The organism is Variovorax sp. YR750 (genome assembly GCF_900109805.1).
Taxonomy (GTDB): Bacteria; Pseudomonadota; Gammaproteobacteria; order Burkholderiales; family Burkholderiaceae_C; genus Variovorax; species Variovorax gossypii.
The window spans coordinates 144,182-168,062 of the sequence record NZ_FOBJ01000016.1; the positions used below are offsets into that span (position 1 = coordinate 144,182).

24 protein-coding genes and 1 tRNA gene are annotated in these 23,881 nt (G+C 66.3%); 16 read left to right on the forward strand and 9 right to left on the reverse strand.

Translation table 11 applies throughout. The features are described from left to right. Positions 1-11 precede the first annotated feature (11 nt). On the reverse strand, positions 12-1,298 hold the full coding sequence (locus BMY35_RS28800; RefSeq protein WP_093206411.1) for an efflux RND transporter periplasmic adaptor subunit: 1,287 nt from the start codon (positions 1,296-1,298) through the stop codon (positions 12-14). 178 nt (positions 1,299-1,476) lie between these two features. On the opposite strand from BMY35_RS28800, the gene BMY35_RS28805 reads away from it, so the two are divergent. From BMY35_RS28805 to BMY35_RS28825, 6 genes are all read left to right on the forward strand, one after another. Then, entirely contained in the window at positions 1,477-2,151 is a 675-nt protein-coding gene (locus BMY35_RS28805) for a TetR family transcriptional regulator (RefSeq protein WP_093206412.1), read from the forward strand. A gap of 43 nt (positions 2,152-2,194) precedes the next feature. After that, positions 2,195-2,269 (forward strand) — tRNA-Arg (locus BMY35_RS28810). A 680-nt stretch (positions 2,270-2,949) separates the two neighbouring features. After that, positions 2,950-5,703, forward strand: a complete 2,754-nt coding sequence (locus BMY35_RS28815; protein WP_093206496.1) for a type VI secretion system Vgr family protein — start codon at positions 2,950-2,952, stop codon at positions 5,701-5,703. Positions 5,704-5,719: 16 nt separating this feature from the next. Continuing rightward, positions 5,720-7,555, forward strand: a complete 1,836-nt coding sequence (locus BMY35_RS28820) for a LysM peptidoglycan-binding domain-containing protein (RefSeq protein WP_093206413.1) — start codon at positions 5,720-5,722, stop codon at positions 7,553-7,555. 10 nt (positions 7,556-7,565) lie between these two features. Then, complete coding sequence (locus tag BMY35_RS37950; protein WP_143080769.1) at positions 7,566-8,108, forward strand: hypothetical protein; 543 nt, start codon at positions 7,566-7,568, stop codon at positions 8,106-8,108. Positions 8,109-8,176: 68 nt separating this feature from the next. Continuing rightward, the gene (locus BMY35_RS28825) at positions 8,177-8,905 is read left to right on the forward strand and encodes a glutathione S-transferase (protein WP_093206414.1); all 729 of its coding nucleotides are present in this window, start codon (positions 8,177-8,179) and stop codon (positions 8,903-8,905) included. A gap of 17 nt (positions 8,906-8,922) precedes the next feature. Here BMY35_RS28825 and BMY35_RS28830 read toward each other — a convergent pair whose 3' ends face one another. Next, positions 8,923-9,444, reverse strand: a complete 522-nt coding sequence (locus tag BMY35_RS28830; RefSeq protein WP_093206415.1) for a hypothetical protein — start codon at positions 9,442-9,444, stop codon at positions 8,923-8,925. Positions 9,445-9,545: 101 nt separating this feature from the next. Between BMY35_RS28830 and BMY35_RS28835 the strand changes: the two genes are divergently transcribed. Together BMY35_RS28835 and BMY35_RS28840 are read left to right on the forward strand one after the other, a co-directional pair. Beyond that, positions 9,546-10,439 carry a LysR family transcriptional regulator gene (locus tag BMY35_RS28835; protein WP_177213728.1) on the forward strand — a complete coding sequence of 298 codons (894 nt, stop codon included), beginning with the start codon at positions 9,546-9,548 and terminating at the stop codon, positions 10,437-10,439. Beyond that, positions 10,436-10,981: an RNA 2'-phosphotransferase gene (locus BMY35_RS28840; protein WP_093206417.1), complete on the forward strand. Its 546-nt coding sequence runs from the start codon at positions 10,436-10,438 to the stop codon at positions 10,979-10,981. The genes BMY35_RS28835 and BMY35_RS28840 overlap by 4 nt, the downstream gene beginning before the upstream one ends. Here BMY35_RS28840 and rsmI read toward each other — a convergent pair. Next, positions 10,978-11,931 carry a 16S rRNA (cytidine(1402)-2'-O)-methyltransferase gene (rsmI, locus tag BMY35_RS28845; protein WP_093206418.1) on the reverse strand — a complete coding sequence of 318 codons (954 nt, stop codon included), beginning with the start codon at positions 11,929-11,931 and terminating at the stop codon, positions 10,978-10,980. The two genes, BMY35_RS28840 and rsmI, sit on opposite strands and share 4 nt — an antisense overlap. A gap of 71 nt (positions 11,932-12,002) precedes the next feature. Between rsmI and BMY35_RS28850 the strand changes: the two genes are divergently transcribed. The 3 genes from BMY35_RS28850 (at position 12,003) to BMY35_RS28860 (ending at position 13,907) form a co-directional block, all read left to right on the forward strand. Next, on the forward strand, positions 12,003-12,380 hold the full coding sequence (locus BMY35_RS28850; RefSeq protein ID WP_093206419.1) for a YraN family protein: 378 nt from the start codon (positions 12,003-12,005) through the stop codon (positions 12,378-12,380). A gap of 97 nt (positions 12,381-12,477) precedes the next feature. Further along, entirely contained in the window at positions 12,478-13,089 is a 612-nt protein-coding gene (locus tag BMY35_RS28855; RefSeq protein ID WP_093206420.1) for an SIS domain-containing protein, read from the forward strand. Next, positions 13,086-13,907 carry a BON domain-containing protein gene (locus BMY35_RS28860; protein ID WP_093206421.1) on the forward strand — a complete coding sequence of 274 codons (822 nt, stop codon included), beginning with the start codon at positions 13,086-13,088 and terminating at the stop codon, positions 13,905-13,907. Before BMY35_RS28855 ends, BMY35_RS28860 begins: the two co-directional genes overlap by 4 nt. A 69-nt stretch (positions 13,908-13,976) precedes the next feature. Here the strand turns inward: BMY35_RS28860 and BMY35_RS28865 are convergent, their stop codons facing one another. Beyond that, complete coding sequence (locus BMY35_RS28865) at positions 13,977-14,885, reverse strand: NAD(P)-dependent oxidoreductase (protein ID WP_093206422.1); 909 nt, start codon at positions 14,883-14,885, stop codon at positions 13,977-13,979. Positions 14,886-14,972: 87 nt separating this feature from the next. Between BMY35_RS28865 and BMY35_RS28870 the strand changes: the two genes are divergently transcribed. Both BMY35_RS28870 and BMY35_RS28875 read left to right on the forward strand, forming a co-directional pair. Next, positions 14,973-15,455 (forward strand): MerR family transcriptional regulator, encoded by a 483-nt coding sequence (locus tag BMY35_RS28870; RefSeq protein ID WP_093206423.1) that lies wholly within the window; start codon positions 14,973-14,975, stop codon positions 15,453-15,455. Beyond that, the gene (locus BMY35_RS28875) at positions 15,452-17,005 is read left to right on the forward strand and encodes an MFS transporter (RefSeq protein WP_093206424.1); all 1,554 of its coding nucleotides are present in this window, start codon (positions 15,452-15,454) and stop codon (positions 17,003-17,005) included. The genes BMY35_RS28870 and BMY35_RS28875 overlap by 4 nt, the downstream gene beginning before the upstream one ends. A gap of 5 nt (positions 17,006-17,010) precedes the next feature. Here the strand turns inward: BMY35_RS28875 and BMY35_RS28880 are convergent, their stop codons facing one another. Both BMY35_RS28880 and BMY35_RS28885 read right to left on the reverse strand, forming a co-directional pair. After that, entirely contained in the window at positions 17,011-18,147 is a 1,137-nt protein-coding gene (locus BMY35_RS28880) for a PilT/PilU family type 4a pilus ATPase (RefSeq protein WP_093206425.1), read from the reverse strand. 136 nt (positions 18,148-18,283) lie between these two features. After that, positions 18,284-19,327 (reverse strand): type IV pilus twitching motility protein PilT, encoded by a 1,044-nt coding sequence (locus BMY35_RS28885; RefSeq protein ID WP_093206426.1) that lies wholly within the window; start codon positions 19,325-19,327, stop codon positions 18,284-18,286. A gap of 51 nt (positions 19,328-19,378) precedes the next feature. On the opposite strand from BMY35_RS28885, the gene BMY35_RS28890 reads away from it, so the two are divergent. Then, positions 19,379-20,083, forward strand: a complete 705-nt coding sequence (locus tag BMY35_RS28890; protein ID WP_093206427.1) for a YggS family pyridoxal phosphate-dependent enzyme — start codon at positions 19,379-19,381, stop codon at positions 20,081-20,083. A 15-nt stretch (positions 20,084-20,098) separates the two neighbouring features. Here the strand turns inward: BMY35_RS28890 and BMY35_RS28895 are convergent, their stop codons facing one another. From BMY35_RS28895 to BMY35_RS28905, 3 genes are all read right to left on the reverse strand, one after another. Then, positions 20,099-20,566: an Lrp/AsnC ligand binding domain-containing protein gene (locus tag BMY35_RS28895; protein ID WP_019657564.1), complete on the reverse strand. Its 468-nt coding sequence runs from the start codon at positions 20,564-20,566 to the stop codon at positions 20,099-20,101. 138 nt (positions 20,567-20,704) lie between these two features. After that, complete coding sequence (locus BMY35_RS28900) at positions 20,705-21,169, reverse strand: hypothetical protein (RefSeq protein WP_093206428.1); 465 nt, start codon at positions 21,167-21,169, stop codon at positions 20,705-20,707. 135 nt (positions 21,170-21,304) lie between these two features. Then, the gene (locus tag BMY35_RS28905; protein WP_093206429.1) at positions 21,305-21,631 is read right to left on the reverse strand and encodes a DUF4148 domain-containing protein; all 327 of its coding nucleotides are present in this window, start codon (positions 21,629-21,631) and stop codon (positions 21,305-21,307) included. Positions 21,632-21,863: 232 nt separating this feature from the next. Between BMY35_RS28905 and BMY35_RS28910 the strand changes: the two genes are divergently transcribed. After that, positions 21,864-23,138 carry a Glu/Leu/Phe/Val family dehydrogenase gene (locus tag BMY35_RS28910; protein ID WP_093206430.1) on the forward strand — a complete coding sequence of 425 codons (1,275 nt, stop codon included), beginning with the start codon at positions 21,864-21,866 and terminating at the stop codon, positions 23,136-23,138. A gap of 36 nt (positions 23,139-23,174) precedes the next feature. Next, the gene (locus BMY35_RS28915) at positions 23,175-23,837 is read left to right on the forward strand and encodes a nucleoside/nucleotide kinase family protein (RefSeq protein WP_093206431.1); all 663 of its coding nucleotides are present in this window, start codon (positions 23,175-23,177) and stop codon (positions 23,835-23,837) included. Positions 23,838-23,881 lie beyond the last annotated feature (44 nt).

The window sequence follows — 23,881 nt, forward strand, 5'->3', positions numbered from 1 at the left end:
CGCGCTCCTGATTACTTCTTCTCGGCCGGGGTCTTCTCGGCGGAGGCGGGTGCCGCAGGCGCGGCTCCCTCGGCGGCGGGCTTGGCCGCGCCGCCGTTCGGGTTGGGCTTGGTCCACGGGACTGCCTTCACCGGCGTGCCGGGCGGCATCATCTGCAGCTTCTGGAAGCCGTCGACCATCACCTGTTCGCCGGCCTTCAGGCCGTCGAGCACCACCCACTGGTTGTCCTTGGCGGCGCTGATCTTCACGCTGCGCTGGCTGATCTTCCCGTCCTTGTCGACCACCGATACGGTGTCGCCCTGCTGGGTGCGCGTGACGGCCTGCTGCGGCACCGTGATCGCGTTGGTGGCCTGCGCCTGCTCGAGCTTCACTCGCACGTACAGGCCGGGCAGCAGCTCGCCCTTGGGGTTGGGCACTTCGGCGCGCAGCGTGACCTGGCCGGTGGTGGAGTCGACCGTGAGGTCGGAGAACAGCAGCTTGCCTTCGAGCGGGTAGTCGGTGCCGTCTTCAAGCACCACGCGGATGGTCGCGGCTTCCTCGCCGCTCGCGCGCTTGTACTGGCCGGCGGCCACGGCGCGGCGCAGCTTCATCGCGTCGGAGGCCGACTGCGTGAAGTTCACGTACAGCGGATTGATCTGCTGCACCACGGCCAGCTCGGTGGCGTCGCCCTGGCCCACCAGCGCGCCCTCGGTGACGAGCGCGCGGCCGATGCGGCCCGCGATGGGCGAGGTCACGTCGGCATAGCTCTGGTTGATCTTGGCGGTCTGCAGCGCTGCGCGGCCCGATGCCACGTCGGCCTCGGCCTGCTTGGCGGAGGCCACGGCGGTCGCGTATTCCTGCTTGCTGACCGCATTGGCCTCGACCAGCGGCTTGTAGCGGTCGGCCAGGGCCTTGGCCTGTACGGCATTGGCTTCGGCGCGGGCCAGCGTGGCCTGCGCGTTCTGGGTGGCGGCCACCAGCGGCGCCGGGTCGATGCGGAACAGCAGCTGGCCGGCCTTCACGTCGCTGCCTTCGCGGAATTCGCGCTTCAGCAGGATGCCCGATGCGCGGGCGCGGACCTGGGCGATGCGGGAGGCCTCGAGGCGGCCGGGCAGCTCGGTGACGAGGCCGACGTCGGTCGGCGCGGCCACGACCACGCCGACTTCGGGCGCGGGGTGGCCACCGCCACCGCCTCCGCCGCCCGGGCCTCCGGGCGCATCGCTCTTGCCGCAGCCCGCGAGGACCAGCAGGACGACGGCGGCCACGGTCGCGAGGCGCGGCGAAAAGGACGATTGGCGCGAAACATGCAGGAGAGGCATGCGATTCCTTTGATGCGAAGACGGGAGATGGCGGGCGCGCGGTGCGAACCGGAAACCTGTACAGCCAGGTCGGCCATCGGGGAAGCCGGCTAGTTTACATACATTCATGGATGTATAGTGACAGCCATGCAATGGCCCCACGATACATAGAGGGCGTTGTCTTTACAAATCAGGAGACTTGGTGGCACGTCGTACGAAGGAAGAGGCATTGGCCACGCGGCATCGGTTGCTCGATGCCGCGGAGCTGCTGTTTCAGGCGCAGGGCGTCTCGCAGACCACGCTGCAGCAGATCGCGCAGCAGGCCGGCGCGACGCGCGGCGCCATCTATTGGCACTTCAAGGACAAGGCCGATCTCTTCAACGCGATGATGGAGCGCGTCATCCTGCCGCTGGAGACCTCGCCCAGGGCGGCGGCGACCGCTCCCGGCGTCGACGACCCACTGGCGGAAATCGAGGAGGGCATGGTGCACGCGCTCACCCTCATGACCACCGACCCGCAGGTGCGCCGCGTGTTCGACATCGCGACCCACAAGGTCGAATACACGCACGACATGGCCTCGGTGCAGCAGCGCCACCTCGACGCCCGCAACGCCTGCGTCGGTGACTTCGAGAAGGCCCTGCGCATGGCCGCGCGCCGCGGCCGCATCAAGCTGCCGGTGCCGGGCCATGTGGCGGCGCAGGGGCTGCATGCGCTGATCAGCGGGCTCATCCAAAACTGGCTGCTCGACCCCCAGGCCTTCGACCTGGTGCCCACCGGCAGGCGCACGTTCAGGGTCTACCTGGCGGGCCTCGGCTTCGTCCGGCCGTTGCCGGGCGCACCCGTTGTCGACGAGACCGAAACCGTCGTCGCCTGATAGGCGATAATGCGTGGCTCCGGTGCACGCCGGACCCAGATTCCTCGCTGTATTTCAACGGATAGAATTCGGCCCTCCGAAGGCTGAGATCCAGGTTCGATTCCTGGCGGCGGGACCAGACACCAAGCCGGACACATTTCGTATGTGTCCGGCTTTTTTGTTTTTCCCCGAAGCAAACCGCCACCGCCCCCGCGCTCGGGCGGCAGCCGATCCTCTCCCGCGCATTTCCCGAAGGGCCCTGAAGGCTCGAAGACATCGCGCGTCCGCACGGCATCAGACAACTCTGGGGACAGTTTCGGCACAAGTCATGCCTTATCCACAGCCGGATCGACTTCCAGGATGTTGTTCCATTTCCGGAAGCAGTCCCGAAGCAGGCACACACACAGTAGTACGGGAACCGCAAGTCCTTGTCACGCAAGGAAAAAACGGTGCTGTCCACAGCGCGGGTTTACCCTTATCTACTACTACTATCTTTAAATAAGAGAAGTAAGTAATTAAGAAGTGGAAGCAGGCGGGACGCACCCGAGCGTGCGAAACGCGGTGAGCCCAGGCATCGACCTGTGAACATTCGACACCTCCGCTGCCGGGCCGCGACAGGGCGCGCGGCCGGTACGCGCATTCGTTCACGAATCGGCAAGCCATCTCGTTGTTGTCAGATGGAAGACCGTGCCCGCTCGGATACTCCGACGAAACATGCCGCCGATCAGAGCGGCGATTTCAGGGAGGATCCATGTCCATCTTCGATGGCACGCACCGGCACGTTCGCCGGTCGTGCGTTCCCGCGTCTTCGGCGGTGCGATGACACGCCGCGTCACCATTCGAACGCCGATGGGGGAGGCGCTGCAGTTCCACCGGCTGGCCGGCCACGAAGCGTTGAGCCAGCTCTATGCCTTCGACATCGATCTGCTGGGCAGCAGCAACGGCGTCGATCCCAGGGTGCTGCTCGGCAAGCCCGCCACTGTGGAGGTGCGGACGGAGAGCGGCGATACGCGCCATCTGGGCGGCGTCGTCGCATCCTTCGGCCTGACCGGGGAGGACGCCCGCCATTCCTTCTATCGGATGAGGCTGCGCCCATGGCTGTGGCTCGCCACGCGTCGAAGCGACTTCCGCATCTTCCAGAACAAGACCGTGCCGGAAATCGTGGCCGACGTGCTCGGCGGCTACGGCTACCCCGTGGAGAAAAGACTGGGCCGCGACTACCGCGTCCGGGACTACTGCGTGCAGTATCACGAGAGCGATTTCTCGTACGTCTCGCGCCTGTGCGAACTCGAGGGCATCTGCTACTACTTCAGGCACGAGGCGCAGCGGCATGTGCTGGTGCTCGCGGACGACATCGCGAGCTCGCACGATCCGCTGCCGGGAGGCGACATCGTGCGCTTCCATCCCCTGGAGAAGGCGGGCATGACCGGAGGGGGATCGAGCCCGAACGAGCGCATCTACGAATGGAAAACCGGGGAAGAAATCCGATCGGGCCTTCACTTCACCAACGAGTTCGACCCGCTCAAGCCAAGGGCGGATCTTTCCAGCCGGCGGCAACTGCGCGCCGGCCATGCGCACGACGACTTCGAGCTCTACGAATGGCCCGGCGGCTACCGGCAGTACGACGACGGCGAGACCTGCACGCGCATCCGTACCGAAGAGCAGCTGAGCGGACGCTGCACCGCGAGCGGGCGTTCCAACAGACGCGAGCTCGCGCCGGGCTACACCTTCCAGCTGGCGAGTCATCCCAGGGACGACCAGAACCAGAAATACCTGCTGACCAGCGTCGACTACGAGCTGCAGGAAAACCTCCAGGCCAGCGAAGGCGCCGACGCGGGCGAAGGCTCGATTCAGCGCTTCTGCTTCGAGGCGCAGCCCGTCAGCCATGCATGGCGACCGCCGCGCACCACGTCGAAGCCTCGCACGCGCGGTCCGCAGACCGCCATCGTGGTCGGCCCGAAGAACGAAGAGATATGGGTCGACCAGTACGGCCGCGTCAAGGTCCAGTTCCACTGGGATCGCCTCGGCCGACACGACGAGAACTCCAGTTGCTGGGTGCGCGTGTCCATGGCCTGGGCTGGCGAGACCTTCGGTACCGCCGCGCTGCCTCGCATCGGCCAGGAAGTGGTCGTCGATTTCCTGAGCGGTGATCCGGACTGCCCCATCATCACCGGCCGCGTGTTCAATGCCGAGAACATGCCTGCGTGGCGCCTGCCCGACCAGAAGAATCTCTCGGGCATCCGCAGCCGCGAGCTGGGCGCAAGCGACGGTTCGGGCCGTGCGGGCGGAGCGCGGGGCAATCATCTGGCACTGGACGACCATCATGGCAAGCTCCAGGCCCAGCTCAAGAGCGACCACCTCAGCAGCAGCCTGAGCCTCGGCCACATCGGCCGCATCGACGACACGTCGGGCCGCAAGGACGACCGGGGTGAGGGAGCCGAACTGCGCACCGACGGCCATGCGACGGTGCGCGCCGCAAAGGGGCTGCTGCTCACCACCGAGGCTCGGCCCGGCGCGCAGGCGCATATCACCGACCTCGGCGAAACCGTCGCGCGCCTGACGGCCGCGCGCGATCTGCACGAGCGTCAGAGCCAGACCGCGCAGGAGGCCAGGGCGCACGAAGCGGGCGACCAGGATGCTGTCACGACGGCACTCAAGGAGCAGAACGATGCGATCAAGGGCAGGAGCGGAGGCTCGCAGCCGGACGCGTTTCCGGAACTCGACGAGCCTCACCTCGTGCTCGCCAGCGCGGCCGGCATCCAGAGCACCGCGGCGGGCGCCACCCACATTGCCAGCATCACGCACAACGCCCTGAGCAGCGGCGGCCATACGAGCATCAGCGCGGGCAGGAGCTTCCTGGTGAGCGTCAGGGAGGCCGCGCGCCTCTTCGCGTACAAGGCCATCCGCCTGACGGCCGCCACCGCGGGCATCGACATCGTCGCTCTGCAGAACAGCATCAACCTGCTGGCCAGGCTGGAGATCAAGCTCGAAGCCGACCGGATCGCCATCACCGCGAAGGAGGAGATCCTGATCAACGGAGGCGGCAGCTTCAGCAAGTGGAACGCCTCGGGCATCGTGCATGGAACCAGAGGCCTCTGGCGCGAACACGCCGCTACCCACAGCTATGCGGGGCCGATGGACATGGCCAAGCGGCTGCGCATGCAGGGCGTTAGCCATGACGACAAGTACAGCGTCCGTTTCGCGCCGCTTGGCAGCGACGAAGTCTTCAAGCACGCGGAGATGGCTGGACTGCCCTACAGGATCCTCGGCGAGAAACAGGAAATCAGGGCGGAGGGCGTGATTCCCGACGACGGGCGGCTCCCCAGGATCAGCTTCGAGACGCCCGACGAGGCGGTGCTGGTCGTGGGCGAGGAGGCGTGGGACTGGGCGCCTGTCCCGACGATCCACGCGCGCCAGGCCGGTCCGGACAACGACGAAGGTGACGAGGTCCGTGAGGACGATGAATCGCCCGATGCCGAAAGCTCGAGATATGCCCCGCCGGGAGGTGCCTCGGCCTTCAATCACTTCCTCCCCGAGTCGGCAGTCGCAGCTCATCTGAGCAGCCTGGCCTGACCGCGAGAGACCACGCATGCCCAAGCTGATATCCGCTACCTACCACCCCAACATCGAAGTCGCCGAGTTCATCTGCGAAGACGGCCGACACCTGCTGCGCTCGGGCGGAACGCTGCCATGGCGCATCAACAACCCCGGCGATCTGACCGCCCGGATGGTCGACGGTGTGCCCGCGCCCAGAAAGGCAAAGGGCTACGTCGGATTCGCCACGACCAGATCGGGCCGGACCTTCCTGATCTTCCCCGATGAAGATGCGGGGCGAGAGGAACTGAAGGCGAACCTGAAGCGACTGCACGGCGACAGGACGATTCCGGAAGCCATTCCTGTCTACGCCCCGAAGAAGGAAAACGACACGGAAAAATATGCGCGCGATCTGCTCAAGACGAGCGGCATTCCGGCCAGCAGAAAGATCGGCGAGTGCAGCGATGCCGAACTCGAAAAGATAGTGAACAGCATCGCGGAGATCGAGGGGTATCACGCCAACGCCGAGACCAGAAAGGAAACCTGGGTCGCCGTGAGCAGGATCAACGCGACCGACGGCAGCCAGCCGTTGCCCGACGCCGAGATCATTCTGCAAAGAGGAGGCAAGGAGGAAACGGTCAAGTCCGACGCCACGGGGCGATTTCCTCCTGTGATTCATCCTGCCGACAAATCGGCCGTCCACGTCAAGGTGGCGGAACCGAAGAGCAAGAAGGCCGTGGTGGTCGGAACCATCGAGGGCGACGTCGGGAGGGATTTCAATCTGCTGGCGAAATTCAGGAGATGGAAGGGCGTTGCCGGATCGGAGAAGGTCAACAGTTCGACGGTGGGGCAGAGGAAGCCCATGAGCTATGTGGTGCAGCCTGGCGACAGCCTTTGGAAGATCGCGACGCTTTATCGCACCAGCGTTGCCGGCATCAAGGAGGCAAGCGGACTCGACCGCGACAGGATCTACCCCGGGGAGGTGCTGCTGATTACCGGGAGCGGCAAGGCAAAGCCGGACGGCAGGTCATCGAATCCTCCGTCCTTGGCCGCCAAGCCCCCGCCTGTGAGTGCACCGGCGAGCCCGGGAGCTCCGCCGAAGCGCGTACGTGTTTCTGCTCCCGCACCACCGCCTGTTTCGTCTGGAATCAGGTCATCGGATTCGGAGCGATCGAAGGAGGGAACGGGGAAGGTTCTGGCGTTGATCAATGCAATGCCGGACCGTGCACCCTGGATGGCTATCGCCATTGCTGAAGCAAAACTTAGATACGGCAAAGGAGAAGACGTACTGGAGAAGGAGATCGACTATCACGTCGAAATAGGAGATGGCTCGAAATTTCTTTCTCGAAGAGCCTGGTGCGCCGCGTTTGCTAATTGGTGCTTGTTAAAGGCGGGTTATCCAGTAGATAACGTGGGTTTTCGGGATCGGCGTGCCACGCTCGGTAGGGCACATGGTTTTTATGAAATGGATGAGGAGAAAAATATAAGAAACCCTTTGTTTGTGGAGTTGGGTCAGCCGATATATGGGGCAATTGCGATTGCCACACGAAAAAATGGGCACGGCTATCACGTTGGTTTTGCATACGGAAAGGAAGGAAAGGGAAATCTGATCTTGCTCGGTGGAAATCAAGAAGATCGAATTCAATTTTCCCCATTCAACATGGAACCGGAGAAGATGGTGGAGGTGATTGAAAAGAGCGGAAGGAAGCGTCGAGAAATAGTAAAAAGTCCCAGTTATTTGAGATATTTCGTTCCCGTTTCTTATCACGAGCAGGCTAAAAAAGATCTTGCCAACTCTGGTTTGGATTCAATGGATGTTGATGCACTGAACGGGGTTATTGGTGTTCCTCCTCGACCAAAGAGGAAGAAGCCGGAAACAAAAACTGATTGAGGGTTTTTATATGAAGGTGTTTTTTCTTTTTCGAAGAATTGAGGGCGCTTTTTTCTTCATGGTGTTTTTTCTAATTCCTGTTGACTCTTTTGCTGGATTTAGGAGCGATCATTTTATTGGATGGGGCAGTCTTGGAGGAGGAGTGGAGAGTCAAGAGGTTTCGGAGAAAATAATTAAATTTGCGAATAGCGACCGCATTGATTCTGACTGCGACATTCGATGGAAAAATAATGATTCAATGCTGTATTTAAATGGTCGTCGCTTGAAAATACCTGACGACTTGCTCAGAAAGGTTTTCACCGAACGAGACAGTGAGTCGTTCTCCGCGTTGAGCCATGCATTGCGCTCGTTCAGGGTTCCGGAGGCCAACGTACGCGACGGATTGGATGGAATTGTTTTTTATGACGGAGAAAGAACTTTCCGCATGATGAGCTTCACTGTTGGAGCAAGAAGGATCAAAACCTACCCGCGCGCGCTGAAGGCGTCTGCGAGCAGGGAAGAGGTCGAGCGCGCCTTCTGCTCGCTTCTTCCACCAATTACGCGAGCTCCTTGAGGGAGGCGATTCGAGCGATGAAGTGTTCATGATTGCCCGCGCGCCCACACCCATGCCACCATCCCCGCATGCCCTATCAACTCCATTACTGGCCCACCATCCAGGGCCGCGGTGAATTCGTGCGGCTCGCGCTCGAGGCGGCTGGCGCGGACTATGTAGACGTGGCGCGGTTGCCCGAGGCCGAAGGCGGAGGCGAGTCCGCGTTGGGCGAACGATTGGGTGACCCCGACAGCGCACGCCCGGCGTTCGCGCCGCCGTTCCTCGTCGACGGCGACATCGTGGTCGGTCAGACCGCCGCGATCCTGCTGTACCTGGGCCCCAGACTCGGCCTTTCGGGCGTGGGCGAATCGGACGGGCTGTGGACGCACCAGCTGCAGCTCACCATCGCCGATGCGGTGGCAGAGGCGCACGACACGCACCATCCGATCTCGGTCGGCGCCTACTACGAAGACCAGCGCGATGCGGCCATGCTGCGCGCAAAGGCTTTTCGTGAAGAGCGCATCCCGAAGTTCCTCGACTGGTTCGAATGCGTGTTGCAGCGCAATCCCGCGGGCAGCCAGCATCTGGTGGGCGACACGCTGACCTACGCCGACCTGTCGCTGTTCCAGCTGGTGGACGGATTGCGCTACGCGTTTCCAAAAGCCTCGGCGCGGGCGCTGGCCGCGACACCCGCAGTCGAGAAGCTGCATGCCAATGTCAAGCGCCGCCAGCGCGTGCGCGACTACCTCCAGAGTCCTCGCCGCATCGCGTTCAACGAAGACGGCATCTTCAGGCGCTACGCCGAGCTGGATGGCTAGCTCTCCGAGCTTGCCGGTCAGTTGACGAGGGCGGCCGCGTCCTTCCACGCCGGCAGCAACACCAATCCTGCGACTGTCACCGGCTTGCGCTGCGGGCCGAAGAGGTACCGGTGAGGCACCATGCCTTCGAGGTGGTGCAGCACGTCGCTGCGGTCGTCGATGAAGTGCGTGATCCGCAACTCGCGGCAGTGGTCGGCCTTTTGCGGCCGCTGCAGGCAGAAGCGAAGGTTCGCGGGCGCGATGCCTGTGCGCTGGAAGAAGCTGTGATGCCGCAGCCACGCACGGCTCTTGGCCTGCACGCTCGGCCCGCATTTCGACACCAGCCACACGCGGCCCTCGAACTTCTCGACCAACGGGCCGACAGCCTCGAACATGCCTTCGTAGGGCGGTGTGTCCAGCGCGTCCTGCAGCGAGCCGCCGATGAAGGATGTGTCCGCGCCGCCGGCGCCTTCGGCCGCGATCAGCACGCGGCCGATGTCGATGCCGAGCCGGGGGAGTCGGGATGCGGGTGCAGATGTAGATGCAGATGTGTGTTTCATTTCTTGTTCCTTTTTGTCTTGAAGCAGGCGGATCGTAGAAATGAAGCTCATCACCAGGAACTACTGTTGTTGGATGGGCTATCCATAGAATGGATAGCCAGATGGACATCCCCCGCACCAACCTCGATGCACTGCAGTCGTTCGCCGTGTTCGCCGACACGCTGAACTTCAGCGAGTCGGCGCGCCTGCTGCACATCAGCCAGCCGGCGCTGCACGCCAAGGTGCGCAAGCTGTCGGAACAGATCGACGCGAAGCTCTACGTGCGGGTGGGCGGTGCGCTTGAGCTCACTGCGACGGGCGAGCAGGTTGCGAGGCATGCGCGGGAGCTTCTCGCGTTCAACCAGCGCTTCGTGAAGGGGTTGGCCCAGGGGCAGGACGCCCCGGTGGTCACCCTGGCCGCCGGTGAGGGCGCGTATCTCTACCTGCTGGGCAAGGCGCTGTCGCGGTTCTCGGGCGCGGGGGCGTCGCCGCACCTGCAGCTGCTCACGCGCGATCGCGACGAATCGATTCGGGCAGTGCGCTCGGGGCAGGCGCAGCTGGGCATCGCGCCGCTCGGCACCGTGCCCGCCGATCTGCGTGCCGTGCGGTTGACATCTGTGGGGCAGGTGCTGGTCGTGCCGCGAGGCCACGCGCTGGCCTCGCGCAAGTCGGTGCGCCTGCGCGACCTGAAGGGTGCGCAGCTGATCGTGCCGCCGGCGGGGCGGCCGCATCGCGAGTTGCTCGGCCGTCTGCTGCAGGCCGAGTCGGTGCAGTGGCAGCCATCGCTCGAAGCCAACGGCTGGGAGCTGATGCTGCGCTTCGCACAACTGGGCTTCGGCCTCACGGTGGTGAATGCCTGCTGCCACATTCCCAATGGCCTGGTGGCGATTCCGCTGCAGGGCTATCCGTCGCTCGACTACCACGTGTTCCATGCGGCCGACCGGCCACCGACCGCGCACGTGCAGCGGCTGATGGACGCGTTGCTCGCACACGGCGACCACTGGAAGACCCGATGACGCCCGAAGACGCCAGCAAGTTCATCGCCTACATCCTGCGGCATGCGCCGGAGTCCATCGGCCTGCGGCTCGATGCGCAGGGCTGGGCCGGCATCGAAGCGCTGGTGGCCGGAGCCGTGGCAGCAGGGTGCGACCTGACGACGGCGGATGTCCTGCACGCAGTCGACTCGGGCGCGAAGAAGCGTTACGAATTGTCGGCCGACGGGCTGAGCATTCGTGCGCTGCAAGGCCACTCCACACCGCAGGTCAGCCGCAGCTTCGAGGCGATTGCTCCGCCGCCGCTGCTTTTCCACGGCACGGCCACGCGTTTCCTGGCGTCCATTCGTGCCCAGGGCCTGCTGCCGGGATCGAGGCAGCACGTGCATCTGTCAGCCGACGAAGCCACTGCGGTGCTGGTGGGGCAGCGCCATGGCAAGGCGCATGTGCTCAGGGTGGATGCGGGCCGCATGCATGCGGCCGGCCATGTCTTCCATCGTGCGGAAAACGGGGTCTGGCTGACCGCGGCGGTACCGCCGGAGTTTCTTTTTCTTCCGCCGGGCTAGTCCTGCTCCGCCTCGTTGCGGATGCGCAGGGCAGTGTCGTACAGCGTGTTGCGCGGGGCGCCGCTGATTTCGGCCGCGAGCTTCACGGCCGTCTTCACGGGCAGTTCGGCCAGCAGCAGGCGCAGCACGCGCTCGCCTTCCGCGCCGCCGTCGCCGCTCACGGCCACGGGGTGCAGCACCAGCGCGAACTCGCCGCGCGTGCGGTCGCGGTCGGCGCCGAACCAGTCGGGCAATGCGCTGGCCGCGACGGTGGCGATTTCCTCGAACTGCTTGGTGAGCTCACGGCCCACGGTGACGCGGCGCTCGCCCAGCGTGGACAGCGCGCGCGCGAGGTTTTCGATGCGGTGCGGGGCCTCCAGCAGCACCACTGCGCGCGGCTCCTGCGACAGCGCCTGCACGGCCGTGTCGCGCTCGCCCGACTTGCTCGGCAGGAATCCAGCGAAGACGAAGGCACTGCTGCTGGCATTGCCGTCACCGCCGCCGTCGGCCACCAGCCCCGCGGCACCGATCAGCGTGGTCACGCTGCTGGCACCCGGCAGCGGCAGCACGCGCTGCCCCGCGGCGCGCACGGCGGCCGCAAGGCGTGCGCCGGGGTCGCTCACGCCGGGCGTGCCGGCGTCGCTGACGTAGGCGATGCGCTCGCCCTGCGCGAGCCGCGCAACCACGGCCTGCGCGGCCTCGGCCTCGTTGTGCTGGTGCACCGCCAGCAGCCGGGAGCCGGGGCGGTCGATGCCGTAGGCGCGCAGCAGGGCCTGCGTATGGCGCGTGTCCTCGCAGGCGATGGCGTCCACCAGCTGCAGCACGTGCAGCGCACGCAGCGTGATGTCGGCCAGGTTGCCGATGGGCGTGGCGACGACGTAGAGCGTGCCCTGCGGATAATGCTGCGCACCCGCGGCGTCGTGCGCGGCCGCGAGGGCGGCGCCGAAAGAAGCAGGGGCGAGTGAAGCCAAGGGGTTTCTCCGTCGGAACGAACAAGAAGTCAGAAAAAGAGATCGCAAGCAGGCCGCAGACAGGGAGGGCCATGAAGACCGACACCACGACGAAGCATCGGGGCGATGCGGCGGAAGACGCCGCGCTCGACCACCTGCGGGACGCCGGCCTCGTGCTGCTCGCCCGCAATTATCGGACGCCCGGGCGCGGCGGCGGCGAGATCGACCTGATCATGCGCGATCCGCGCCCTTCGCCCGCGGGCACGCTTGTGTTCGTGGAGGTCCGCCAGCGCAGCACCGGCGCGCACGGCGGGGCAGGCGGCAGCATCACCGGAGCGAAGCAGCGGCGCATCGTGCTCGCCGCGCAGCACTACCTGAGCCGGCTGCGCACGCTTCCGCCGTGCCGTTTCGACGTGGTGCTGGTCGAGGAGAAAATCACCTGGCTGCAAGGGGCTTTCGACGCGGGCTGATGCCTCTCGTCATGCCCTCGCACGGGAACCGAAGCGCTGACCAAGGCTCCACAACTCAAACGTCTTGTTTCACAACCCGCAGTTATCATCCCGCCTCATGCTCGAGCAACGGATTCAGCAGCACTTCATCGACAGTGCCGACCTCAAATACCAGACCGGACCGGTCCTCAGCAAACCCATCTCTCAAGCGATGCAGGCCATCCTGGCGTGCGTGACCAGCGGCGGCAAGGTGCTCGCCTGCGGAGCCGGCGTGTCGGGCCTGCTGGCGGCCCAGTTCGCCGCGCAGTTCGTGGGCCGCTTCGAACGCGAGAGGCCAGAGCTCGGCGCCATCGCGCTGCCCGGCGACGCCACCGACCCCGGTGCCGACGGCGCGGAAGCCGTGGATGCCGACCGCTTCGCCCGGCAGGTCCGTGCGCTCGGCCAGGCCGGCGACGTGCTGCTGGCATTGAGCATCAGCGGCAACTCGGCTTCGGTGCTGGCCGCCGTGACCGCGGCGCACGAGCGCGACATGACCGTGGTCGCGCTGCTCGGCAATGCCGCGTCGGGCGCGGGCGGCTCCATCGGCCGCGCGCTGCGCGAGACCGACGTCCAGATCAGCGTGCCGCACGAGCGTGCGGCTCGCATCCACGAGATCCACCAGATCGCGCTGCATTGCCTGTGCGACGGCGTGGACGCCCAGTTACTCGGAGAACAGGAAGTTTCCTCATGACCATGACGACCATGACGACGACATCGACCCAACGTTTCGCTCTCGCCCTGACCCTGGGCGCCGCACTGGTCACGAGTCTTTCCGCCTGCGTGCCGCTCGTCGTGGGTGGCGCGGCCGTGGTGGGCGTGGGCATGGTGGCCACCGACCGCCGCAGCTCGGGCGCGCAACTGGACGATCAGGGCATCGAGCTGCGCGCGGCGGCCCGCGTGCGCGACATTGCCAACGACCAGATGTACGTGAGCGTCACCAGCTACAACCGCCAGGTGCTGCTGACGGGCGCCGTGGGCAGCGACGCCGACCGCCGCCGCGTCGAGGACGAAGTCAGCCGCATCGTGAACGTGCGCTCGGTGGTCAACGAGCTGACCGTCGGCTCCTCCAGCACCTTCCAGGACCGCTCGAACGACCTTTACATCACCGGCAAGGTGAAGGCCTCCCTGCTCGACGCCAAGGACATCTTCGCCAATTCCTTCAAGGTGGTGACCGAGCGCGGCGTGGTCTACCTGATGGGCATCGCCACGCGCCGCGAGACCGATCGCGCCACCGAGATCACGCGTGGCGTGTCGGGCGTGGTCAAGGTGGTGCGCGTGGTCGAGGTCGTGAGCGAGGCCGACCTGGCGGCAAGCCAGGCGGCGAACCAGGCCGCCGCGCAGCGCGGCGGAGCGGGACCGGCGCCGGTGACTTCGGCTACGCCCTCCACGCCGTCGTCGTCTTCCTCCACCTCGCGCGTGCCGCTGCCGCCGATGGAGCCGCTGCCCGCTTCGGGCTCGTCCACGTCGACGCCGTCCTCGAGCGGGGTGACGACCTCGCCGGTGCGCTGAAGAGCCGGCCGGCGAGCCAGAACAAAAAGCCCGCATCAGCGGGCTTTTTTCATGGCGTCACCTGGCCGGTCACTTGAGCCGCGTGATGAGGCTCGAGGTATCCCAGCGCCGTCCGCCGGCCTGCTGCACGTCGGCATAGAACTGGTCGACCAGCGCCGTCACCGGCACGCGCGCGCCGTTGCGCTTGGCTTCGTCGAGCACCAGGCCCAGGTCCTTGCGCATCCAGTCGACGGCGAAGCCGTAGTCGAACTTACCTTCGATCATGGTCTTGCCGCGGTTCTCCATCTGCCAGCTCTGGGCCGCGCCCTTGCTGATGACGCCCAGCACGGCTTCCATGTCGAGTCCGGCGCGCTGGCCGAAGGCGATGGCTTCCGACAGGCCCTGCACCAGGCCCGCAATGGCGATCTGGTTGACCATCTTCGCGAGCTGGCCGGCGCCGCTCTCGCCCAGCAGCGTGACCGCGCGCGAGAAGGCCATGGCCACCGGCTTGATGCGTTCGAACACTGCCGCGTCGCCGCCGCACATCACCGTGAGCGCGCCGTTCTGCGCGCCGGCCTGGCCACCCGAGACGGGGGCGTCGATGAAGTGCAGGCCCAGCGCCTGGGCCGCCCTGGAAAGCTCGCGCGCCACGTCGGCCGAGGCGGTGGTGTGGTCGACCAGCACGGCACCATTCTTCATGCCGGCAAAGGCACCGTCGTCGCCCAGCACCACCGAGCGCAGGTCGTCGTCATTGCCGACGCAGCTGAACACGATGTCGGCGCCCGCGACCGCTTCACGCGGGGTGGCGGCATGGCGGCCGGGCGGGCCGAATTCGTCGGCCCAGGCCTGCGCCTTGGCGGCCGTGCGGTTGTAGACCGTGACGCTGTGGCCGGCCTTTGCCAGGTGGCCGGCCATCGGGCCGCCCATGACGCCGAGGCCGAGGAAGGCCACTGTCTGTGCGGGAACGGATTCGTAGGTGCGGGGGTTGATGCTGCTCATGGGGCGACAGCTTAAAGCCATTCCGTCGCAGGTGGGATGCGTCTAACATATACGTGAACGTACAGGTTTGGGTAAAATCGCCCCATCATGACCGTCCAGAACCCCGCCAGGACCATCACGGTGCGCGACGCCGCGGCCCGGCTCGACGTCACGCCGCGCACGCTCAAGTACTACGAGGAACTGGGCATCGTGGTGCCGGTGCGCAGCGAGGGCGGCTACCGCCTGTACGAGCAGGCCGATCTCGACAAGCTGGCGCGCGTGCTGCGCATGCGCTCGCTGGGTTTCTCGCTCACGGCCATCACCGCGATGCTTCAGCAGCCGATGGAGGCGCCGGCCGAAGGCGGGCGTCCGCGGCTGTCGAACGCCTCGCTCAAGACGCTGCGCGAAACCCTCACCGGGCAGCTGGCGACGCTCGACGCGCGCGTGGCGCAGGTCCGTCGCGAGCTCAAGGAAGCCGCCGCGCTGCAGGCGCAGCTCAAGCGCGATCTCGACTATGTGGAGCGTCGCCTCGCCGGCGAGCCGGTGGAAGAGGCGCTCGAGCAGCGTCGCAAGGAACGGCCCGCATCATGAGCACGACGGCCCTGGCATGGCCTTCGCGCGGCAGCAGTGCCGCGGTCGCGCTGCTGCCCTGGGCCATCGGCCTCGTCACGGCCATCGACTATTTCGACAACGCGCTCTTCGCCTTCTTCGCCAGCTACATCGCCGGCGGCGTGAACGCCTCGCCCGACGAACTCGTGTGGGCCTCGAGCGCCTATGCGCTGGGCGCCGTGCTCGGCATCCTGCAGCAGCACGCCTGGATCGAGCGGCTGGGCTACCGGCGCTACCTGGCAGTCTGCATGTTCGCCTTCGCCGCGGGCGGCGTGGGTGCGGCGCTGTGCGACAGCTCGATGCAACTCACGCTCGCGCGTGCCGCGCAAGGCTACTTCGTCGGGCCGATGCTCGGCGCCTGCCGCATCCTGATCCAGATCGGCATTCCGCCCGCGCGCCGCGCCAAGGCGCTGAAGGCGTTCATGGTGCTGATCGTCTTCGGCGGTGCGCTGGCACCCATCGCGGGCGCCTTCCTGGTCGCCAACTTCGACTGGCGCTGGCTGTTCGCGAGCACCGCGCCGGCCGCGGCGCTGATCGGCCTGCTCGTGCTCTGGACGCTGCCCGACATCGGCGACGTCGAGCCGCACGAGCGTACCGAGCCGCACTACATTGCCTATGTGGTGTTCGCGCTTGCGCAGGCCGCGCTGCAGGTGGTGCTGACGCGCTCGCACTTCGAGCTCTTCGCCGGCTCGCCCGCGCTCATCGGCCTGGCCATCGCTGGCGTCGCAGGGCTCGCGTGGTTCGGCTGGCAGCAGTGGCAGCATCCCGCGCCACTGGTGCGGCTGCATGCGCTGCGCAATGCGTCGTTCCGCGTCGGGCTGGCGCTCTACGTCGTCTACTACTACCTCTCGACGGGCTTCAGCTACCTGCTGCCGCGGATGATGGAGGGCGGCCTGGGCTTCACCGTGGGCAACACCGGCTACTTCACGGGCGCGGCTTCGTTCGCGACCGGGCTGCTGGTCTTCGTCTACCTGAAGTACTCGGCGCGGCTGGCGCGCAAGAAGTGGCTGATCGTCGTCGGTTTCGGCATCGCGGCGCTGGCGGCGTGGCTGCTGTCGCGCGTCACGCCGCAGGCCGGGCGCGAGGCACTGCTGGTGCCGCTGCTGCTGCGCGGACTGCTGATGCTGTTCGTCGTGTTGCCGGTGGCGAACCTCACCTTCAAGCCTTTCGCGGCAGAGGAGTTCGCGCACGGCTACCGCCTGAAGAACCTCGTGCGCCAGCTGGCGATCTCTTTCGCGACCTCGACCGTGATCGCGCTCCAGCAGCACCGGCTGGCGCTGCACGAGGTGCGGCTGAGCGAATCGGCCAATGCCGCGAACGCGAGCTTCATGCAGGCGCTGGATTCATTGACCCGCGGCTTCGCCGCGGCAGGCCATGCGGCCGGCGAGGCGCATGCGATGGCGCTCGGCACGCTCTACCGTACGCTGGAGCAGCAGGCCACGTTCATGGCCTCGCTCGACGGCTTCACCGCGATGGCTGTGATTGCGCTGGCTGCCGGCGTGTTCGCCGCGTGGCAGCGAACGATCGACTGATCCGATCAGACGATCGCGAAGTGCTCCGTGCCCGCGGCCAGGTCGGTGCTGCGCGCACGCTGGCTGTTGAGCTTGATCTGCAGGCGCAGGTCGTTCGCCGAGTCGGCGTTGCGGATGGCGTCTTCGAAGCTGATCGAGTGGCTCTCGAACAGGTCGAACAGCGCCTGGTCGAAGGTCTGCATGCCCAGGTTGCGGCTCTTGCGCATGATCTCCTTGATCTCGCCCACCTCGCCCTTGAAGATCAGGTCGGAAATCAGCGGCGTGTTCAGCAGCACTTCCACCGCGGCCACGCGGCCCAGGCCGTCTTCCGTCGGCACCAGCCGCTGCGAAACCAGCGAGCGCAGGTTCAGCGACAGGTCCATCAGCAGCTGGGCGCGGCGCTCTTCGGGGAAGAAGTTGATGATCCGGTCCAGCGCCTGGTTGGCGCTGTTGGCGTGCAGCGTTGCCATGCACAGGTGGCCCGTTTCGGCGAAGGCCACGGCGTGTTCCATGGTCTCGCGGTCGCGGATTTCGCCCATCAGGATCACGTCGGGTGCCTGGCGCAGCGTGTTCTTCAGTGCGGCCTCCCAGCTGTCGGTATCGATGCCCACTTCGCGCTGCGTCACCACGCAGTTCTTGTGCGGGTGCACGAATTCGACCGGGTCTTCCACCGTCACGATGTGGCCGAACGAGTTCTCGTTGCGCCAGTCGATCATCGCGGCCAGCGTGGTCGACTTGCCCGAGCCCGTGGCACCCACCAGGATGCACAGGCCGCGCTTGGTCATCGACACGTCCTTGAGCACCTGCGGCATGCCCAGGCCGTCGATGGTCGGCAGCTTGGCGGGAATGGTCCGCAGCACCATGCCGACCTTGCCCTGCTGCACGAAGGCGTTCACGCGGAAGCGGCCGATGCCGGTCGGCGAGATCGCGAAGTTGCACTCCTTGGTGCGCTCGAATTCGGCCGTCTGGCGGTCGTTCATGATCGAGCGGGTGAGCGCCAGCGTGTGCGGCGCGCCCAGCGCCTGCTGCGAGACCTTGGTGACCTTGCCGTCGACCTTGATCGCCGGCGGGAAGTCGGCCGTGATGAACAGGTCGCTGCCGTTGCGGCTCACCATGAGCTTGAGCAGGTCGTTGATGAACTGGCTGGCTTGATCGCGTTCCATGAGAGCGCTCCTTGATCTGTTTAGATTGAACCCGTTGGCGGCCGACCGCCGGGCCGCCCCAAGGCGGCCGCGCCTCCCCCTTGGGGGGTGGAGTCACACGCAGCGCAGCGAAGTGAAAAGCCGGGGGGCCTCATGACTAGCCTGGGAAATTCTCTGGGATCTTGGCCTTGCCGCGGGCCTCTGCTGCCGAGATGGTATTGCGGCGCACCAGTTCCGTCAGGTTCTGGTCCAGCGTCTGCATGCCCGAGCCCTGGCCGGTCTGGATGGTGGAGTACATCTGCGCCACCTTCGCCTCGCGGATCAGGTTCCGGATGGCCGGCGTGCCCAGCATGATCTCGTGCGCCGCCACGCGGCCCTGGCCGTCCTTGGTCTTGCATAGCGTCTGCGAGATCACGGCCTGCAGCGACTCCGAGAGCATGGCTCGGATCATTTCCTTCTCTTCGCCGGGGAACACGTCGATGATCCGGTCGATGGTCTTGGCGGCCGACGAGGTGTGCAGCGTGCCGAACACCAGGTGGCCCGTTTCGGCGGCGGTCATGGCCAGGCGGATGGTTTCCAGGTCGCGCAGCTCGCCCACCAGGATGGCGTCGGGGTCTTCGCGCAGCGCGGAGCGCAGGGCGTTGGAGAACGACAGCGTCATCGGCCCCACTTCCCGCTGGTTGATCAGGCACTTCTTCGACTCGTGCACGAATTCGATCGGGTCTTCCACCGTGAGGATGTGGCCGTACTCGTTCTCGTTGAGGTAGTTGATCATCGCGGCCAGCGTGGTCGACTTGCCCGAGCCCGTGGGGCCCGTCACCAGCACCAGCCCGCGCGGCTTGAGCGCCAGTTCGCCGAAAATCTTCGGCGCGTTGAGTTGTTCGAGCGTGAGGATCTTCGAAGGAATGGTCCGGAACACGGCGGCCGCGCCGCGCGCCTGGTTGAAGGCGTTCACGCGGAAGCGCGCGAGGCCGTCGATCTCGAAGGAGAAGTCGACCTCCAGGAACTCTTCGTAGTGCTTGCGGTGCGTGTCGCTCATGATGTCGTACACCATGGCGTGCACGCCCTTGTGGTCGAGCGCGTCGACGTTGATGCGGCGCACGTCGCCGTTGACGCGGATCATGGGCGGCAGGCCCGCGGAAAGGTGCAGGTCGGAGGCTTTGTTCTTGACGCTGAACGCCAGCAATTGGGTGATGTCCACGGGGCTCCTCGGCTCGGGTTTCGTGACGTTTTGATACGATTTTGGACGATTATGACGATGATTGGCGACGACCTCCAGCAAGTAAACAACCGGATCGCGAAGGCATGTGTAACGGCCGGCCGCGACCGGTCGGAAGTGCGGTTGCTGGCGGTGTCCAAGACCTTCGGCCCCGAGGCGGTGCGCGAGGCGCACGCGGCGGGCCAGTCGGCCTTCGGCGAGAACTACGTGCAGGAAGGGCTGGACAAGATCGAAGCCCTCGCCGACCTGCGTTCTTCCCTCGAATGGCACTGCATCGGGCCGCTTCAGAGCAACAAGACGCGGCCGGTGGCCGAGCACTTCGACTGGGTCCACAGCATCGACAGATTGAAGATCGCGGAGCGTCTTTCGGCCCAGCGGCCGGCGCACCTGCCGCCGCTGGATGTATGCCTTCAGGTTAATGTGGACGGCGGCGCCAACAAGTCCGGCGTGCCACCGGAAGAGGCGCTGGCGCTGGCGCGCGCTGTGGCGGCTTTGCCACAACTTCGGCTGCGCGGGCTCATGGCGATTCCCGAGCCGGCCGCCGGCTTCGAAGCGCAGCGCGATCTGTGCCTGCGCGCGCATGCCGTGTACCAGTCGATCCGCGACGCGGGCATCGCGCTGGACACGTTGTCGCTCGGCATGAGCGCGGACCTCGAGGCCGCCATCAGCGCGGGCAGCACGATGGTGCGCGTCGGCACGGCGATCTTCGGCGGGCGCACCTACGCCAGGCCGGCCTGATCGCCTCTTCGTGCGTCAGACCCCCAACGGCAGCCGCGCGCTGTTCTTCACTTCTTCCATCACCGCGTAAGTCCGCGTCTCGCGCACCCCGGGCAGCTGCCACAGCACGGTGCCGGCGAACTCGCGGTAGGCGGCCATGTCGGCCATGCGGGTCTTGAGCAGGTAGTCGAAGCCGCCCGCGACCATGTGGCATTCCATGATCTCGTCGCGCACCTGCACGGCAGCCTTGAACTGGTCGAACACGTTGGGCGTGGTGCGGTCGAGCAGCACCTCGACGAAGACGGTGAAGCCGCGGCCCAGCTTGTGCGGATCGAGCCGCGCCTCGTAGCCCTGGATGAAGCCGTCGCGCGTGAGCCGCTGCACCCGCGCCAGCACCGCGGTGGGCGATAGCGCCACCGCCTCGGCCAGCTTGAGGTTGGTGATGCGGCCGTCTTCCTGAAGGATCTTCAGCAGCCGGAGATCGATGCGGTCCAGGTCGAGCATCGGAGGATTATCCAGCCCGGACAGCGAATCGTGGCGGAAGATGCGGCCTATGGCCGCCGGCTATAGGAGATAGAACCAAGGAACTGCCGGCAGCCTACCCTGGACTACCCAGGGAGCCGCCGTGCGTTCCGTTCGCCGTCAGCGAACTTGCGTTTGCATTTGCGACTGCGCGGCCGCCTGCTGGTTCTTGAGCTGGTCGACCAGGGCGCCGTAGGCCGGGCTCGCGCGCAGCCGGGCGTATTCGGCGGCGGCTTCGCGGTAGCCCGGCTTCATGGTGTCGGCGCCGGCTTCGCTGGCCTGCTGGGCCGCCAGGCCCGACTGGATCCAGAGACGCGTGTCGGCCGCCACGGCGGCGCGGCTGTTGGCCGAGACCGCGACCGGCTCCTGCTGGTAGCCGCTGGTGTAGCCCTGTGTCGGCGCGGTCTTCAGCCACTGCACCGCGTCGGCGGTCACCGCGGCGCGCGTCGTCGACGAGGCCAGCGGCGCGGGGCGCGGATCGCCCTCTGCGTAGTTGCCGGCGAAGCTCGGCGCGGCGATCGTGCCCAGCAGGGCGGCGAGGGCGGCGGTGCCGAACAGACGGGTGGCGGAAGCTTGCTTGCTCATTCGTTACTCCTTGATGTGTGACGTTGGTTGCTGGGTTTGCCTGGGTTGGTGAGGCAACTCTACGAAGCGGATCCGCGAGGTCGATAACCCGTCGATGACGTTTCTGTCATCTGCGCCGACAACGGTCGTGGCGGCCTATCGCTCGCCCGACGGAATCGTTCCCGCCCGCATGGCCTTGATGGCCTCGGCCTCCACCGCCTCGCGCGTGGCGGGCTGGCCGGTGCGCGCGGCCGGCCAGGGCGCGCCGCGGCTCACGTTGTTCCACGCGGGCTGCTTCTGCGCCGTCGCCAGCTCGGCGACGACCCTGTCGCGCGAAGGGTCCTGCTTCGCGTGGTCGGGGTAGCGCGTCACGCCGGCTTCGGTCGGCGCGAAGTGGTACTCGCCGGCGGCGGATGCAGCCAGCGGTGCCAGCGCGGCGGCGGCGAGAAGGGAAGAAGAAAGAAGAAGCGTGCGATGCGGCATGGTCGGTGTCTCCTGGTTGTTCGCCGTCGCCGGAAATGGCGCCGACCGTGCCAATCTAGGAAGCGATGCCGTCAGCCTCCGCACGCCGCGATTACATCGGCGCAATGTGCGCGCCGCGGCGCCACCAACCTCTCTTGCATAACCGCCTCCGCGGCGCGCATAAGCCATGGCGCAACGCGCGGCGGAGGTCTATCGTTGCGGCCACCCTAACAAACCGAGCAAGGGAACTCATATGAGCGAACAACTCTCCTTCGTCAGTCCTACAGCCAACAGCCCGTGGGGCACATATCTTTCGCAGGTCGATCGCGTCGTGCCGTACCTCGGCCCGCTGGCCCGCTGGGTCGAAACCCTCAAGCGCCCCAAGCGCGCGCTCATCGTCGACGTGCCCATCGAAATGGATGACGGCACCATCGCCCACTTCGAGGGCTACCGCGTGCAGCACAACATGAGCCGCGGCCCGGGCAAGGGCGGCGTTCGCTTCCACCCCGACGTCACGCTCGAAGAAGTGATGGCCCTGTCGGCCTGGATGACCATCAAGACGGCGGCGGTCAACCTGCCGTACGGCGGCGCCAAGGGCGGCATCCGCGTCGACCCGAAGAAGCTCTCGCTGCAGGAGCTCGAGAAAGTCACCCGTCGCTACACCAGCGAGATCGGCATCATCATCGGCCCGCACACCGACATCCCCGCGCCCGACGTCAACACCAACGCGCAGATCATGGCGTGGATGATGGACACCTACTCGATGAACGTCGGCGGCACCGCCACTGGCGTCGTCACCGGCAAGCCGCTGCACCTGGGCGGTTCGCTGGGCCGCGTGAAGGCAACCGGCCGCGGCGTGTTCGTCACCGGCCGCGAAGCTGCACGCCGCCTGGGCATCGACCTGCGCGGCGCGCGCATCGCGGTGCAGGGCTTCGGCAACGTGGGTTCCGTCGCGGCAGAACTCTTCGCCGAAGCCGGCGCCAAGATCGTCGCGGTGCAGGACCACACCGGCACCATCGTCAACAGCAACGGCCTCGACCTGGCCAAGCTGGTGCCCATCTCGCGCACCGACGGCGTGATCGGCTTCAAGGCCGGCGGCGACATCGTGCCGAACGAGGACTTCTGGAACACGCCCTGCGACATCCTGATCCCGGCGGCCCTCGAAGGCCAGCTCACCGCCGAGCGCGCGCAGAAGACCACCGCCAAGCTGGTGCTCGAAGGCGCCAACGGCCCCACCGTGCCGCAGGCCGACGACATCCTCTCCGAGCGCGGCGTGCTGGTGGTGCCCGACGTGATCTGCAACGCCGGCGGCGTGACCGTGAGCTACTTCGAATGGGTGCAGGACTTCTCGTCCTTCTTCTGGGACGAGGACGAGATCAACGTGCGCCTCGACCGCATCATGATGAACGCGCTCAACCACATCTGGGACACGGCGGACAAGCACAAGATCACCCTGCGCACGGCGACGTACGCGGTGGCCTGCGAGCGCATCCTGATGGCTCGCCAGGAACGCGGCCTGTATCCCTGATCTTTTTTTGACGCCAGGGGAGGCTACGCTCGGGGGATGACCACCACCCCCGCGCAGAACCTCCCGCTTCTTCCTCCTCTTCCCCCCGAAAGCGCCACCCGCCTGCAGGCCCTCATGGCCGGCGGGCAGCGCAGGCTGCTGGGGCTCGTCGGCGCGCCCGGCGCGGGCAAGTCGACGCTCGCGGCGGCGCTGCTGCAGGCGGTGGGTGCCGACCGCGCACAGGTCGTGCCCATGGACGGCTTCCACCTTGCCAATGTCGAGCTGCAACGGCTCGGCCGCGCCGGCCGCAAGGGCGCTCCCGACACCTTCGACAGCGCCGGTTATGTCGCCCTGCTGCAGCGCTTGCGCGAGCAGCGGCCCGACGGCGACATCGTCTATGCCCCCGAGTTCCGCCGCGAGATCGAGGAGCCGGTCGCCGGCGCGATCGCGGTGCTGCCTTCGACGCAGCTCGTCATCACTGAGGGCAACTACCTGCTGCACGACGTCGGCCCATGGGCGGGAGCGGCGGCGATGCTCGACGAGGTCTGGTACGTGGACATCGACGATGCCCTGCGGGAAGAGCGCCTGGTGCGCCGCCACCAGCAGTTCGGCCGCAGCGCCGACGAAGCGCGCGCCTGGGTCGCGAGCACCGACGCACCGAACGCGCGGCTGATCGCGGCGACGCGGGTTCGCGCGCATCATGTGCTGCCCTGGTCCTGAAAATTTCGACCGCATGGCGGGAACGCGCCTGCACGGGCGCGCTC